Source organism: Streptomyces himalayensis subsp. himalayensis (genome assembly GCF_013778455.1).
Lineage (GTDB): Bacteria > Actinomycetota > Actinomycetes > Streptomycetales > Streptomycetaceae > Streptomyces > Streptomyces himalayensis.
In genome coordinates this window covers 371278-385148 of record NZ_JACEHE010000002.1, presented here as the reverse complement: position 1 = coordinate 385148, position 13871 = coordinate 371278, and the positions used below count along the sequence as shown (strand labels likewise).

Annotated in this window: 10 protein-coding genes and 1 pseudogene; 5 read left to right on the top strand and 6 right to left on the bottom strand. The window is 70.2% G+C overall.

All coding sequences use genetic code 11. From position 1 onward, the window contains the following. Positions 1-196: 196 nt before the first annotated feature. Positions 197-1225: pseudogene (locus H1D24_RS05530) on the top strand (AI-2E family transporter); the annotation flags it as partial. On the opposite strand, the gene H1D24_RS05525 reads toward H1D24_RS05530, so the two are convergent. Beyond that, positions 1150-3411, bottom strand: coding sequence for a SpoIIE family protein phosphatase (locus H1D24_RS05525; RefSeq protein WP_181656224.1), 2262 nt, complete (start codon positions 3409-3411; stop codon positions 1150-1152). The pseudogene H1D24_RS05530 and the gene H1D24_RS05525 sit on opposite strands and share 76 nt — an antisense overlap. A 284-nt stretch (positions 3412-3695) precedes the next feature. On the opposite strand from H1D24_RS05525, the gene aspS reads away from it, so the two are divergent. Beyond that, positions 3696-5462, top strand: coding sequence for an aspartate--tRNA ligase (aspS, locus tag H1D24_RS05520; RefSeq protein WP_181656223.1), 1767 nt, complete (start codon positions 3696-3698; stop codon positions 5460-5462). Between the two features lie 172 nt (positions 5463-5634). Then, positions 5635-6612, top strand: coding sequence for an intradiol ring-cleavage dioxygenase (locus H1D24_RS05515; RefSeq protein WP_181656222.1), 978 nt, complete (start codon positions 5635-5637; stop codon positions 6610-6612). Positions 6613-6767: 155 nt separating this feature from the next. Here the strand turns inward: H1D24_RS05515 and H1D24_RS05510 are convergent, their stop codons facing one another. After that, entirely contained in the window at positions 6768-7667 is a 900-nt protein-coding gene (locus H1D24_RS05510) for an RpnC/YadD family protein (RefSeq protein ID WP_181656221.1), read from the bottom strand. A 759-nt stretch (positions 7668-8426) separates the two neighbouring features. On the opposite strand from H1D24_RS05510, the gene H1D24_RS05505 reads away from it, so the two are divergent. Next, positions 8427-9314: a hypothetical protein gene (locus H1D24_RS05505; RefSeq protein ID WP_181656220.1), complete on the top strand. Its 888-nt coding sequence runs from the start codon at positions 8427-8429 to the stop codon at positions 9312-9314. Positions 9315-9548: 234 nt separating this feature from the next. Further along, a complete protein-coding gene (locus tag H1D24_RS05500) occupies positions 9549-10229 on the top strand; it encodes a hypothetical protein (protein WP_181656219.1) in 681 nt (226 codons plus the stop codon). A 35-nt stretch (positions 10230-10264) separates the two neighbouring features. On the opposite strand, the gene H1D24_RS05495 is transcribed toward H1D24_RS05500, so the two are convergent. The 4 genes from H1D24_RS05495 to H1D24_RS05480 form a co-directional block, all read right to left on the bottom strand. Continuing rightward, complete coding sequence (locus H1D24_RS05495) at positions 10265-11503, bottom strand: cytochrome P450 (RefSeq protein WP_181656218.1); 1239 nt, start codon at positions 11501-11503, stop codon at positions 10265-10267. Between the two features lie 126 nt (positions 11504-11629). Beyond that, positions 11630-13024, bottom strand: a complete 1395-nt coding sequence (locus tag H1D24_RS05490) for an NAD(P)/FAD-dependent oxidoreductase (protein WP_181656217.1) — start codon at positions 13022-13024, stop codon at positions 11630-11632. Further along, positions 13014-13253 (bottom strand): ferredoxin, encoded by a 240-nt coding sequence (locus H1D24_RS05485; RefSeq protein ID WP_181656216.1) that lies wholly within the window; start codon positions 13251-13253, stop codon positions 13014-13016. The genes H1D24_RS05490 and H1D24_RS05485 overlap by 11 nt, the downstream gene beginning before the upstream one ends. A gap of 114 nt (positions 13254-13367) precedes the next feature. After that, on the bottom strand, positions 13368-13784 hold the full coding sequence (locus H1D24_RS05480; protein ID WP_181656215.1) for an ATP-binding protein: 417 nt from the start codon (positions 13782-13784) through the stop codon (positions 13368-13370). Between the last annotated feature and the right edge of the window lie 87 nt (positions 13785-13871).

Below are 13871 nucleotides of genomic sequence, written 5' to 3'. Positions count from 1 at the left end.
CAGGGGTGCCCGGGTTTTACGGTGCGGCCTCCGGCCGGGGTGCTGACTGTCCGTCACCCGGCCGGAGGCCGCTGCCGCGCCGCCCGGTCCGGCCCGTGGTCGGGTGGACGGTGTGCAGACCCCCGTAACGCCGCCCGCCCTCCTGCCCGAACCCGCGCGCCGCACAGCCGCGTGGTGCGTCGTCATCCTGCTCGTCATGGCCGTGGCCGCCGTCGGGATCTGGCTGTGCATGGTGTTCCGGACAGCCGTCGTCCCGGTGCTGCTGGCGCTGCTCGGGACCGCGCTGCTGCGGCCGCTGTACCGGCGTCTGGTGCGGGTGAAGGTGAACCGTTCGCTCGCGGCCGCGATCACCTGTGCCGCGGTCCTCGCCGTGGTCGGCGGCGCGATCTACCTCGTCGTCCGGTCGCTGATCGAGACGGGCGACCAGATCCTCGCGTCCGTACGGAAGGCCGCCGCCGATCTGTCGCGGTACTTCGGTGCGGCCGGGACGTCGCTCGAGGACGTCGCGGCCAACGCCAGGGAACTGCTTGGCAGGTTCGGCGGAACCGCCGCCTCCGGCGTGGTCAGCGGAATCAGCGTGGTGGCCGAGACCATGGCCATGGCCGTGCTCGCGCTGCTGCTCGTCTTCTTCTTCCTGCGCGACTCGAACCGGGTGTCGGCGGCATTGCGGTCGCTGTCGCCGGGCGGTACGGGCGAAACCGTCGAGTCGATGGCGCGTCTCGGCTTCCGGGCCGTCGAGGGATTCATGCGCGGGACCACGTTCATTGCGCTCATCGACGCCGTCCTCATCACGATCGGGCTGCTGGTCCTGCGCGTGCCGGGGGCCGTCGGGCTCGGTGCGCTCGTCTTCGTCGGCGCCTACATCCCGTATCTCGGGGCGTTCCTCTCCGGGGCGGTCGCCATCCTCGTGGCTCTCGCCGACCGCGGCTTCGTGATCGCGCTGTGGGCGCTCGGCGTCGTTCTCGCCGTGCAGGTGCTCGAAGGGCATGTGCTGCAGCCGATCGTCCAGAGCCGGACGGTGCAGATGCACCCGGCGGCCGTGCTGCTGGCGATCACCGCGGGCGCTTCCGTCGCGGGCATCCTCGGCATCCTGTTGGCCGTCCCGCTGATCGCCGCCGTGTTCGGCGTGATCGGCGCGCTGCGCGCCCGTTACGCCAAGGGGCCGTCGCCGTCCACCGCATCCCCGCCGTCCACCGGGCCTTCGCCGTCCACCGGACCGGGGCCGACCACCGGACCGGGGCCGACCACCGGACCTCCGTCCGGCCCGGCCGACTCGTAGAACTCGAACCAGATGCTCTTGCCCTCGCCCCGCGGATCGACGCCCCAGCTGCCCGCGAGGAGCTCCATCAGCAGCAGACCGCGGCCGGACGAGGCCAGCTCGCCGGGCCGGCGTTTGTGCGGGAGGTCGTCGCTGGCGTCCGTCACCTCGATCCGCATACGGCGGGCGCCCTCCTCACCGATGACCTCGGCGACCATCAGCGCGTGGCTGTCCGTGTGGACGAGGACGTTCGTCAGCAGCTCGGAGACCAGCAGGACCGCCGAGTCGACCTGGTCGCCGTCCGCCCAGTCGTGCAGCATCTCGCGCATCTGCTGGCGGGCTCCCGCGACCCGCTCCGGCTCCGCCTGCGCGATCGTCAGCACGGTGCGCCGCCCGGCCGTGACCCGTCCCGGCTCGCTGCTCCTGTGCAGCAGCAGGACCGCGATGTCGTCCTCGCGGCGGTCCGCCAGCGGGCCGGTCGTGTGGTGGGACGAGGGGCCGTGCACGGCCTGCACCAGTACGTCGGCGAGTTCCTCGAGGCCCTTGGTGCTCTCGAGGCCCTCGGGGGTCTCGGGCCGGTGCTCCTCCAGGATGGAGCGGATCCGGGACCAGCCGGTCTCCAGGTCGTGGCCGCCGGTCTCGATCAGTCCGTCCGTGCAGATCAGCATGGTCTCGCCCGGTTCGAGGGCGAACTGGGTCATCGGGTAGTCCACGTCCGGGTCGACGCCCAGCGGCAGACCACCGACGGTGGGCCGTTTCAGCACGGTGCCGTCGGCCATGCGTATCGCGGGGTCGGGATGGCCGGCTCGGGCGATCTCCAGGACGCCGGTCTTGGGGTCCGCCTCCACGTAGAGGCAGGTCGCGAAGCGCGGTTCGTGCTCCTCGGCCCTGTCGGAACCACCGGTGGAGCCGTAGGTGAAGGTGTCCGTGATGCCGTACAGGAAGCGGCTGGCGCGGGAGAGCACCGCGTCCGGGCGGTGTCCCTCGGAGGCATAGGCGCGCAACGCGATGCGCAGCTGCCCCATCAGCCCGGCGGCCCGTACGTCATGCCCCTGCACATCGCCGATGACCAGCGCGATCCGGCCGGACGGCAGCGGGATCATGTCGTACCAGTCGCCGCCGACCTGCAGGCCGCCGCCCGTCGGGACGTACCGCGCCGCCACGTTCATCCCCGGGATCTCGGGCCCCAGCGTGGGCAGCATCGAGCGCTGCAGGCCGTCCGTCAGCTGGCGCTCCGACTCGGCGGTCCCGGCCCGCGACAGGGCCTGCGCCAGCATCCGCGCCACGGTCGTCAGCACCGAACGCTCGTCCGGCGTGAACGACACGGGATACGTGAAGGCCGCCATCCAGGCGCCCATCGTGCGGCCCGCCACGATCAACGGGAGGAAGGCCCAGGACCGGCGGTCGAAGCGCTCGGCGAGCGGCCAGGAGACCGGATAGCGGCGCCGGTACTCCTCCGGCGACGAGAGATAGACGGCCCGGCCGGTGCGCACCACCTCGGCGGCCGGATAGTCCGTGTCCAGCGACATCGCGGCGAAGGGGCCCTCGTCACCGGGCTGCTGCCCGTGGTGCCCGATGACCGTCAGCCGGTCGCCCTCCGCGCCGAAGACGGCGAGCCCGTCCGGTGAGAATCCCGGCATCGACAGGCCCGCGGCGACCCGCAGCACCTCCTCCGTCGACCGCGCCTCGGCCAGCGCCCGGCCCGCGTCCAGCAGGAACGCCTCGCGCGAGCGCCGCCAGTCACCCGTCACGGGCGTGCGCGCGGCGGCACCCGGCGGCGGCTCGCTGACCTCCTGGATGCTGCCGATCAGTTCGTACGCGCCCGGGGCGCCGTGCACGACGGGCTTGGAGCGGCTGCGTACCGTACGGATCACCCGGCCCTGGTCGTCCATGATCCGTAGCCGGGCTTCGGCGAGGGTCCCCTCGGCGACGGCGAGCTGGACGACGCCGTGGATCTCGTTCCAGTCGACGGGGTGGAAGCGGGACCGCACGGCCGCCTCGGTCAGCGTGACCTGCTCCGCGGGCAGCCCGAGGAGCCGGGCGGCCTCGGCGTCGAGGGTGACCTTTCCGGCCGCGTTGTCCCAGCGCCACAGGCCGGTCGCCAGGGCGGCCAGGACGTCCCCCACCCGGGGCAGGGGATCTTCGGTACGCATTGCCCCACTGTAAGAAGGACGGGCAGCGCGTCGCCACCGACCGTGTTCGGCATTCGGCGGAAGCCGCCACGCCCGCACCGCGGAGGACGCCACGCCCGTATCGCCGAAGCGGCCACGCCCGTATTCATGGAAAGCAGCCGCCGGCCCGTAATCATCGGAAAGCGATCGTGGCATGGCCGGTACCCTGGGAAGGCTGGTCCATCCAGATGGGCCGGTCCACACGAATCGCAAAGACCATCGCACGGATCGTACAGATCACTGACGCGAAGACTGGATGAACGACGATGCATCGGTACAGGTCCCACACCTGCGGCGAGCTCCGCGCCTCTGACGTCGGCACCGACGTCCGGCTGAGCGGCTGGCTGCACAATCGCCGAGACCTGGGCGGCATCCTCTTCATCGATCTGCGCGACCACTACGGCATCACGCAGCTCGTCGCCCGCCCCGGCACCGCGGCCGCCGAGGCCCTGGACAAGCTGCACAAGGAGACGGTGGTCCGCGTCGACGGCAAGGTCGTCTCGCGCGGCGCCGAGAACGTGAACCCGGACCTGCCGACCGGCGAGATCGAGATCGAGGCCGCCGAGGTCGAGGTGCTCGGCGAGGCCGCCCCGCTGCCGTTCACGATCAACACCGAGGACGGGGTGAACGAGGAGCGGCGCCTGGAGTACCGCTTCCTGGACCTCCGCCGCGAGCGCATGCACCGCAACATCATGCTGCGCACCGCCGTCATCTCCGCGATCCGTCACAAGATGGCCGCGATGGGCTTCAACGAGATGGCGACGCCGATCCTCACGGCGACGTCCCCCGAGGGCGCCCGCGACTTCGTCGTCCCCTCCCGCCTGAACCCGGGCAAGTTCTACGCCCTGCCGCAGGCGCCGCAGCAGTTCAAGCAGCTGCTGATGATCTCCGGCTTCGACCGCTACTTCCAGATCGCGCCCTGCTTCCGCGACGAGGACGCCCGCGCCGACCGCTCGCCCGGCGAGTTCTACCAGCTCGACGTGGAGATGTCCTTCGTCGAGCAGGAGGACATCTTCCGGCCGATCGAGCAGCTGATGACGGAGATCTTCGAGGAGTTCGGCGGCGGCCGTCATGTGACGTCGCCGTTCCCGCGGATCCCGTTCCGCGAGGCAATGCTCAAGTACGGCTCGGACAAGCCGGACCTGCGCGCGCAGCTGGAGCTCGTCGACATCACCGACGTCTTCGAGGGCTCGGAGTTCAAGGCGTTCGCGGGCAAGCACGTACGTGCCCTGCCCGTGCCGGACGTGTCGTCGCAGCCCCGCAAGTTCTTCGACCAGCTCGGTGAGTACGCGGTCGAGCAGGGCGCCAAGGGCCTGGCCTGGGTCCGCGTCGCCGAGGACGGCTCGCTGACCGGCCCGATCGCGAAGTTCCTCACCGAGGAGAACGTCAAGGTCCTCACCGAGCGCCTCGGCCTGGAGCCCGGCCACGCCGTGTTCTTCGGCGCGGGCGAGTTCGACGAGGTCTCGAAGATCATGGGCGCGGTGCGGGTGGAAGCCGCTCGTAGGGCGGGCCACTTCGAGGAGGGCGTCTTCCGTTTCTGCTGGATCGTCGACTTCCCGATGTTCGAGAAGGACGAGGACACCGGCAAGATCGACTTCTCGCACAACCCGTTCTCGATGCCGCAGGGCGGCATGGAGGCCCTGGAGACCCAGGACCCGCTGGACATCCTCGCCTGGCAGTACGACATCGTCTGCAACGGCGTCGAGCTGTCCTCGGGCGCCATCCGTAACCACGAGCCGGACATCATGCTCAAGGCCTTCGGCATCGCGGGCTACGACGAGGAGACGGTCGAGCGCGAGTTCGCCGGCATGCTGCGCGCGTTCCGCTTCGGCGCCCCGCCGCACGGCGGCATCGCCCCGGGCATCGACCGCATCGTCATGCTCCTCGCGGACGAGCCGAACATCCGCGAGACGATCGCGTTCCCGCTGAACGGCAACGCGCAGGACCTGATGATGGGCGCGCCGACGGAGCTGGAGGAGTCCCGTCTGCGGGAGCTGCACATCCAGGTGCGCAAGCCGGTGGGCGAGAAGTAGGCGGTATGCGGCGGTAGACGCCGGGGCGCCGCGCGGCTGAGGCTGCGCGGCGCCCTGCTGCTTTTCTGCGTCCCGTGCGTTTTCTGTGTTTCCTGTGGGCGCCTACGTTTCCTGTGCGCGCCCACAGGGCCTTCCCATGTCCCTGACAGGCGCGAGCCCTAGCGTCACCGCCATGACAGAGCACCAGGGACCGGCCCACAAGAGGAACATGACGCGCCGTAGGGTCGTCATCGCAGGCGGAGCGGCTGTGGCCGCCGTCGCTGTCGGCGGCGGGATCGCCGTCAACGCCTTCGCGGACGAGACGACCGGCGCGAACGCCACGGGCAGCACGGAGAGCGCGGAGAGCTGCTACAAGCTGACCTCGGAGACCACCGAGGGCCCGTACTACATCGACGCCGACAAGATCCGGCAGGACATCACCGAGGACAAGGACGGCATCCCGCTGACCCTCCGCCTCAAGGTGATCGACTCCGAGACGTGCAAGCCGCTGAAGAACGCGGCCGTCGATATCTGGCACTGCGACGCGCTGGGCATCTACTCCGGTTACGAGAGCCTCTCCACGGGCGGTGGCGCGGGCACGCCGCCGAGCGGCGCCCCGACCGACGCCCCCTCGGGTGACCCCTCCGGCATGCCCACGGGTGAGCCGCCGTCCGGCGCCCCCGGCGGCGGCACGGGCGGCATCCACGAGGAGCCCACCGACGACGAGCGCTACCTGCGCGGCACATGGAAGACGGACAACGCCGGCCGTGTCGAGTTCAAGACGATCTTCCCGGGCTGGTACCGGGGCCGCTGCGTCCACATCCACACCAAGGTGCATGTGGACGGCGAGTGGACCGACGCCGGCTACGAGGGTGGCCACACCTGCCACACGGGCCAGTTCTACTTCGAGGAGGAGGCCGTCCTCGCCTCCGCCGAGGTCGAGCCGTACTCCACGAGCACGACCGAGCGCACCACACTCACCGAGGACACCATCTACGACCAGAGCGGCACCGCAGGTGGTCTGCTCAAGCTGAAGTACAGGAAGAACGACATCGCGAAGGGCGTCATCGCCACCATCACGGTGGGCGTCGACCCGGACGCCACACACGACGGCACGGACGACGCCGTCCAGCCGGGGGCATCGGCTCCCGCTTCGGCTTCAGCCTCGTAAAACCGCATCTCCGCTGCACGCGCGGGGGCGCCCGGGACGATCAGGTCCCGGGCGCCCCCTTTCTGTTGTCCGGGCGCCATCCACGCAGGCCACACGCAGGGGTCGGCCGCGGGAACCGCACTGTCCCCCTCAGGGAGTGGACCGGTCGGAGGGCTTCAGGCCTCTTCTGGGTCCTCGGTGAAGAGTTCGTCGGCCGTGGTGGCGGTGAGGGCGCGGTCGAACCAGAGGATGAGGGTGTCGAGGTCGGTGCAGGAGGTGACGCGCTCCCGGGTGTCCTCAGTGACGGGGATGCCGCGCTTCTCAAGGAGGCGCAGGATCAGCGAGGCACGGTCTTCGGCCTTGCCCTCGGCCTTGCCTTCGAGGTAGGCGGTCTCACGGACGGTGCCCCGACCGGGGAAGTAGGTGACGAAAGACATGATTTCCTTCCATCTGTCTCCGGCAGGGGTAGCCCTCAGGTTCAGTTCCAGGAACTCGTAGAAGTAGTCGGTGTACTTCCCGTCGGTCGCCTGAAGGGCTCGGCCGAGCGCTTCCAGTATGGCGTCGATGTGGGGGCTGCGGGCATGCACCAGTGCGGAGAAGGACGCCATCGCGAGGTTCCCCGCCGCCGTCCTCTGGTCGGTGATCACCGGCAGGTTGTCCGGCCCGATGACCATGGGGTACGTCCGCTGGGCTGTCCAGCCGCGGGCGCCGCAGTCGAAGGGGCCGGTCGCCCACTTGGCCGTGGCCCTGTCCTGGCAGACCACGAGCAGCAGAACCGGCAGGTCGTATTTGGCTTGGAGGTATGACACGTAGTACGCCCAGCTCGAGGCCTTCTTCGCGTCTCGCCGCCCCTGTGCCTCGACCGCGAGCAGGAAGTCGTCGCCGTCGGACGGGCCGATGCGCAGCACGGTGTCCACGCGGCGCTCCAGCGGCCTGCTCTCTGTCACGTCGGTGGCGATCGCGTCCACGGTTGCCTTCTCGGGTAATGCGATGCCCAACACCCCGAAGACAGGAGCGAGGATTTCAGGACGCTCCTGGAAGATCCGGTGGGAGCCCTCGTGAGCCGATGTGACCATGTGCGCAAGCTAGGGGGATCAAGGGTCTGTTATCCCGCCGACGTAATGCGATCACTCTTTCGGGGAGGGAGGAAAGGTTCAGGTTGCCGCGGGCGGACACCGGCTGCCCCGCGTGGGCGGATGCAGCGGCGGCGTCCCGATGTCGACCGCGGAACGCGGGGTGCGGACTCCCGACCGGCGGGCACGACGATATGGCCGAAATCATTCGCGCTGCGTGTCAATTCCTTCGCTGTCAGTGTTCAGACTTGCCCGGAGTCGGCCGAATCCGTGGCACGGAATATGCCATTCGAAAGTGTCGGTGAAAGCCTGATGTGAGAGTCGGCGAGTTTCCCGCCTATGGATGTCGGCCAGACGGCCTTCACGTGGAGTGAATGCTTGGCTCAGAATTCGAGAGGCCTTCGAAACTGTTGACAGAGGCTTCGAATAGTCGCTGCCGCGAGCTCCGCCGCCAGGCACCCGGCTGGTGAAGCAGTCAGAGCGACTCGCGTCCGGCCGCGCCGGAGACACGTCCGGTATGCCTTGACATACTAAAGAACCGTCAACCATTCTTTTACGTTGTAAAACTTTCAACACTTGGTGCGGGGTGAGCTCTGGGCCGAGGCATTGGGGGGCGGGGAGAGATTTGTGAGCGGGTACCTGCCGGTGCCGAGCCGTAATCGAAAACTGCATTCGTCCATGCCTATTTATTGACGCTTTCTTAACGCGTCGAATCGACCCCGCCGCACCCCGCAACCCCCCACTTGCAAGGAGGACGCCCTCGTGCACTCCGACATGCTGCGCGCTTTAACCGGAACGGTCCGGGAGCTGATGGACGCCGGCCCCGGGCCGGACGGAGCCATCAACCCGACGGCCGGGGACACGGGCGGCAACCTTCTTTTCGGCTATGGAGCCTCGGACGTACTGACGATGTTCTGCTCCCGGCCCGGCTGGACCGTTCATGTCCCCGGCCACCCCGACGAGGTGCGCCGTGTGGTCCTGGACTCCGTCGACCGAGGCGAACGCGCCTACATCCATGTGTCACCGCGGTCCAACTCCGAGCCGCGCGGCCTCGGCGACGGCCGCGGCTTCGAGACGGTCCGCGAGGGCCGCTCCGGCGTGGTGGTCGCGGTCGGCCCTCTGCTCGACCCGGTGCTGCGCGCCACGGCCGGGCTCGATCTCGCCGTGCTCTACACGGCCACCATCCGCCCCTTCGACTCGGCCGGCCTCCGTACGGAGGTCCTTGCCGCCGACCAGCCGAACGTGGTCCTGGTCGAGCCCTGCGCCCGCGGCACTTCCTCTCACTACGTCGCCGAAGCCCTGCTCCACGTACCGCACCGCCTGCTGGCGCTGGGGACCGACCGCGACGACAAGCCGGTCCGCCCCGGACGCGACGACGGTGGGTCGGTTGACCGTGAGGACGAGGACGACGGTTTGGGCGCCGCCCTGGCCGGCGGCTCGGAGACCGGTACGGAAGACCGCGGTACGGAAGGCCGCGGTACGGAAGGCCGCGGTACGGAAGACCGCGGCCCTGACGACGGCCTCGCCGACGATGGCGGGCTGAACGACGACGGCCTCGCCGACGATGGCGGGCTGAACGACGACGGCCTCGCCGACGACGGCCTGGACGAGGAGAGCATCGCGGCAGCTGTGCGGGACTTCATGCGGTGAGGGGGTGGCGGCCACATCAGGGGGGCGGCGGCCACATCAGCGGTGCGGCGGCCATCGCCGTCGCGCTCGGCATGTGGCCGCCGCCCCGCGGCGGGGTCCCGCCTGGGGGCCATGGGAGTGATCGTCTCAGCGGCGAGTGCGGCCCGGCCGCCGATCACGCCGCCGGTCGGCACGATGGGACCCGGCGGCGCACCAGCGGTGGTCGTGCCGCGGTGGCCGCCGGGAGGAGGGCTCATGCAGAGCGCGAAAGCGGAGCCGGCGAGGGTGCTGCGAACGCCGCGCGCAGCGGGCGTCGCGGGCATCCTGTTCGCGCTGCTGCTGGGTACCGCCCTGGTGCTGGTCCGTATCGCGATCCCCGTCGATGCGGACAGCGCAGCCCACTGGCTCGCCGACGAGGACCACCGCAACGCGCTGAAAACCGCACTCGGCCTCGTTCCCTTCGCCGGGGTCTTCTTTCTCTGGTTCATGGGCGCGGTACGGGACTACGTCGGGCACGGTGGGGAGGACAGGTTCTTCGACACGCTTCTTATGGGCAGCGGGCTGCTGTTCGCCGCCATGCTCTTCGGACTCGCCGTCGGCGTCGACGGCCTCACAGGAGGGGGCGGTGCCTCCCCTCCGACGGGCGAGCAGCAGTCGTGGGAGCTCGGGCGTCACCTCAGCGTCTCACTGCTGGGGGACTACGCGATGCGTATGGCAGCGGTGTTCACCGTGTCCACCACGGTGATCGGGCACCATCTCGGCCTGTTCCCGCGCTGGCTGAAGTGGCTGGGGGCCGTCGCCGCACTGGTGCTGATGTTCGTCATCAGCAGCGTCCCCTGGTCCGAACTCGTCTTCCCCGTCTGGGTGCTGGCCCTGAGCGGTTACGTGCTCTGGGCCTCCTTCCGCCGACCCGACCGCACGACAGCTGCTACTTGAGTGCTACTTGGGTGCTATTTGATGCCGTCTGGGTGCTACTTGATGCCGTCGAAGGCGATGTTCAGATGCCGGGGGCCCCTGAGGACCGCGTTCTGGCGGTACTCGGGCGGATCCTCGAGCAGACGGGGGTTGTCGAGCCGGCGGACGAGCTCCGTCAGGGCGAGTTGTGCCTCGAGCCGGGCGAGAGGCGCGCCGAAACAGCTGTGGATGCCGCTGCCGAGGCCCAGGTGCTGGTTGTCGGTCCGGTTGGGGATGAACCGGTCGGGGTCCGGGAAGCGCTGAGGGTCCCGGTTGCCGGACGCGAGCAGCAGCCACAGTGAGGCGCCCTTGGGGATGATCGTCCCGCCGACCTCGACATCGGTCAGCGTGGTGCGCTGCGGAAGGAGTTGAACGGGCGGCTCGTACCGCAGCAGCTCCTCCACGAGCGGCACGGCGAGGCCGGGGTCGTCGCGCAGCCGCTGCAGGACGTCCGGGTTGCGCAGCAGCGTGAGCATCCCGTTGGTGATGAGGTTGACGGTGGTCTCGTGCCCGGCGATCAGCAGCAGCGCCGCGGTGCTGATCATCTCCACGGGCGACAGCTGACCGTCCGGACCGTGACCCGCCGCCATGGCGGAGAGCATGTCGTCGCGGGGAGCCTTGCGGCGCTCCTCGATGAGGCCGGCGAGGTAGACGGCGAGGTCGGCCCGTGCCTTCCGGGTGGTCTCCATTCGCGCCTCGCGGTCCTCTCCCGAGACCGGGTCGAGGCTGGCGGCGATCGTGTCGGCCCATTCGTGGAAATGTGCCTCGTCCTCGCGGGGCACACCGAGCAGCCTGCAGATCACCGTGACGGGGAACGGGTACGCGAAGGTGTCCACGAGGTCGATCCCGTCCCCTCCCTGCCGGTCCCCGAGCCCGTCGATGAGCCCGGAGACGATCTCGCCGAGCTCGCTGCGCATGTCGTGCACGCGCCGAGGGCTGTGCGGAGGCCCGAACGGCCGGTTCGCCAGTCCACGCAGCCGGTCGTGCTCGGGAGGGTCGAGCCTGAGGAAGGTCGGCGGCAGGTTCGGGTCCTCGTCCTGGGCCGGGCCCATGGGCGCGTCCGGGCTCAGGTTACGGGCGTCCGAGCTGATCCGCGGATCATGGAGCAGCTCCTTGATCTCCCAGTACGTGCTGACGAGATAGGGGCCCTCCTCGTCCTGCACCACCGGGGTTTTGCGGAGCTCGGCGTACAGGGGGTACGGGTCGGCCCGGTTGGCGTAGTCGGTGATCTGGCGCAGGAGTGCGACCGACGTCATGGCGGGTCCCTTCTCAAGTCGCGGGTGCTTCGGCCGGTGGCCGTCCGTACGTCGAGGCCGTCCGTACGTCGAGGTCCCTCCGTGCGTCGAGGTCCTCCGTACGTCCGTGCGGGCATCCTGGGCGGGTCACGCGCGCATCGGCGTGAACGAGACGCGCCGGTCGGTCGGTGAGTGGCCGCTGAGGGTGACGGTCGGGCCGTGGGTGGGCAGCGAGGGGTCCGGGAAGCCGGCCGATACCGGCCGCATCCCGTCCGGCCGCCGGTCGACGCTGGGGTACGGGGGCGGGAACGGCGCGGCCTGCTCGATCTGCCGCTGGTAGAACTCCAGCCATTTCGCCTGGTCGAACGTGACGGCGGCGATCATGCGGCCCTGGAAGCCGTAGACCGCGGTGAAGCAGCGGTCGGCGAGTGACCCCTGGGTGACGGTGATCTCCTGGCCCATGGGCGGGACGCCGACCGACTTGATGTTCACGCCGAACTGGGCGGACCAGAAGGACGGCGTCCACACGTGGGGGCGTCGGTCCGAACTGGCGTTGATCATGTTGTGGGCCGCGATCTCGGCCTGCGCGACCGCGTTGCCCCAGTGCTCGAGGGAGAGGAACTGGTAGCCGAACAGCGGGTGCGGGGAGCGGGCGACGTCCCCGGCGACGAAGACGTCGTCGGTCACGATGCCCCGGACGTCGAAGGCGCGGCAGCCGGCGTCGCAGGCGATCCCGCGCGGGCCCGCACCCAGCCCGGATCCGGCGAGCCACTCGGTGTTACGAGTGGCCCCCAGCGACACGACGGCGATGTCCGCCTCGACCGTGGACCCGTCCGAGAGATGGGCGCACCGCAGACGTCCTGCCGGGTCCCCCTCCAGCCCGGTGACCTGCACACCGCACCGCAGGTCGACGCCGTGCTCGCGCTGCAGTTCCGCGGCCACCTCCCCGATCACGGCGCCCAGCGCACCCACCAGCGGTGCCGGGCCGCGCTCGGCGACCGTGACGGGCAGCTGTTGCTCGCGGCAGGCGGAGGCGATCTCGGAGCCGGTGAATCCGGCTCCGATGACGAGCACCCGGCGGGGCCCGGCCTTCAGCCGGTGGTGCAGGCGGGCGGCGTCGTCCACGGTGCGCAGGACGAAGACCCCGTCGAGGTCGGCCTCCAGCTCGTTCGGCCACGGACGGGCCCGTACGCCGGTGGTGATCAGCAGCCGGTCGTACTCGACCGAGGTGCCGTCGGCGAGGTGCACCCGCTTGGCCCCCATGTCGAGACCGGTGGCCGCGGTGCCGAGCCGCCAGTCCGCGTCGATCGCGCGGCGGCGGGGCAGCGTGGTGTGGTCGGGCGGCACCTTGCCGAGCAGCACCTGCTTGGACAGCGGCGGCCGGTCGTACGGCTCGTGGGGCTCGTCACCGATCATGGTCAGCGTCCCGCTGAAGCCCTCCTCGCGGAGCGTCTCGGCGGCCCGCAGCCCCGCCAACGAGGCACCGACGACGACGATGTGGCCCTCGCGCCTCAGCCTCTGAAGGTACCCGTCAAGCGGCATAGGTGGCACCCGCTCGTGCCGGAACCGAGGCGGTGACGTCCCCGCCCTCCACGGTGATGGCCTTCACCGGACACGCCTCCGCCGCCCGCAGCACGTGCTCGCGCTGCACGTCGTCGGGCTGAGGGTCGTACATCAGCGCCTCGTCACCGTGCATCGTGAAGACATCGGGGGCCAGAAAGGCGCACTGCGCGTACCCCTGGCACCGGTTGAGATCGACGACAAGCCTCATGAGGTCTCCGCTTCTTCGGTTTCCTACGGCTTCTTCGTGCCTCTGCCCCCGCTCCAGCATGGAAGGACCGTCGAGGGCACGCACGTCCGCCGGGCCGACGGGGTGAGGCGCGATCTATGCGCCGACGAGCTCGCACCAGACGTACTTGCCGGTGCCGGTGAGCGGGTACCAGCCCCAGTCGGCGGACCGGGCCCGGACGAGGCTGAGGCCGCGGCCTCCCTCGGCGTCCGCGTCCGTGACCGCGGGTGGTGTGGGCGCGGGCTCCGGTGGCCGCGGGTCCGCGTCCCAGACCCCGACCCGCAGCACGCCCCGCGCCCACCGGAGCCGTATGGCGGCGGGCCCCTTGGTGTGCCGCACGGCGTTACTGACCAGCTCACTGGCCACCAACTCGGCGGCCTCGGCGAGCTGGGGGAGCTGGTGGAGGGCGAGGACGAGGCGGAGGGTACGGCGGCAGATGGTGACGGCGCGGGGGTCGTGGGGGACGTAGAGCGTGTACTCCCACGGTTCGTGTTCGTCGTCGCTTTCAGGCATACGGGATCTCCAGGTGGAGGAGGGGGAGTGGGCTGGGAGGCGGTCGACGGGCGGTGGCAATGCCGCGGCCGTCACGGCATGACGGGG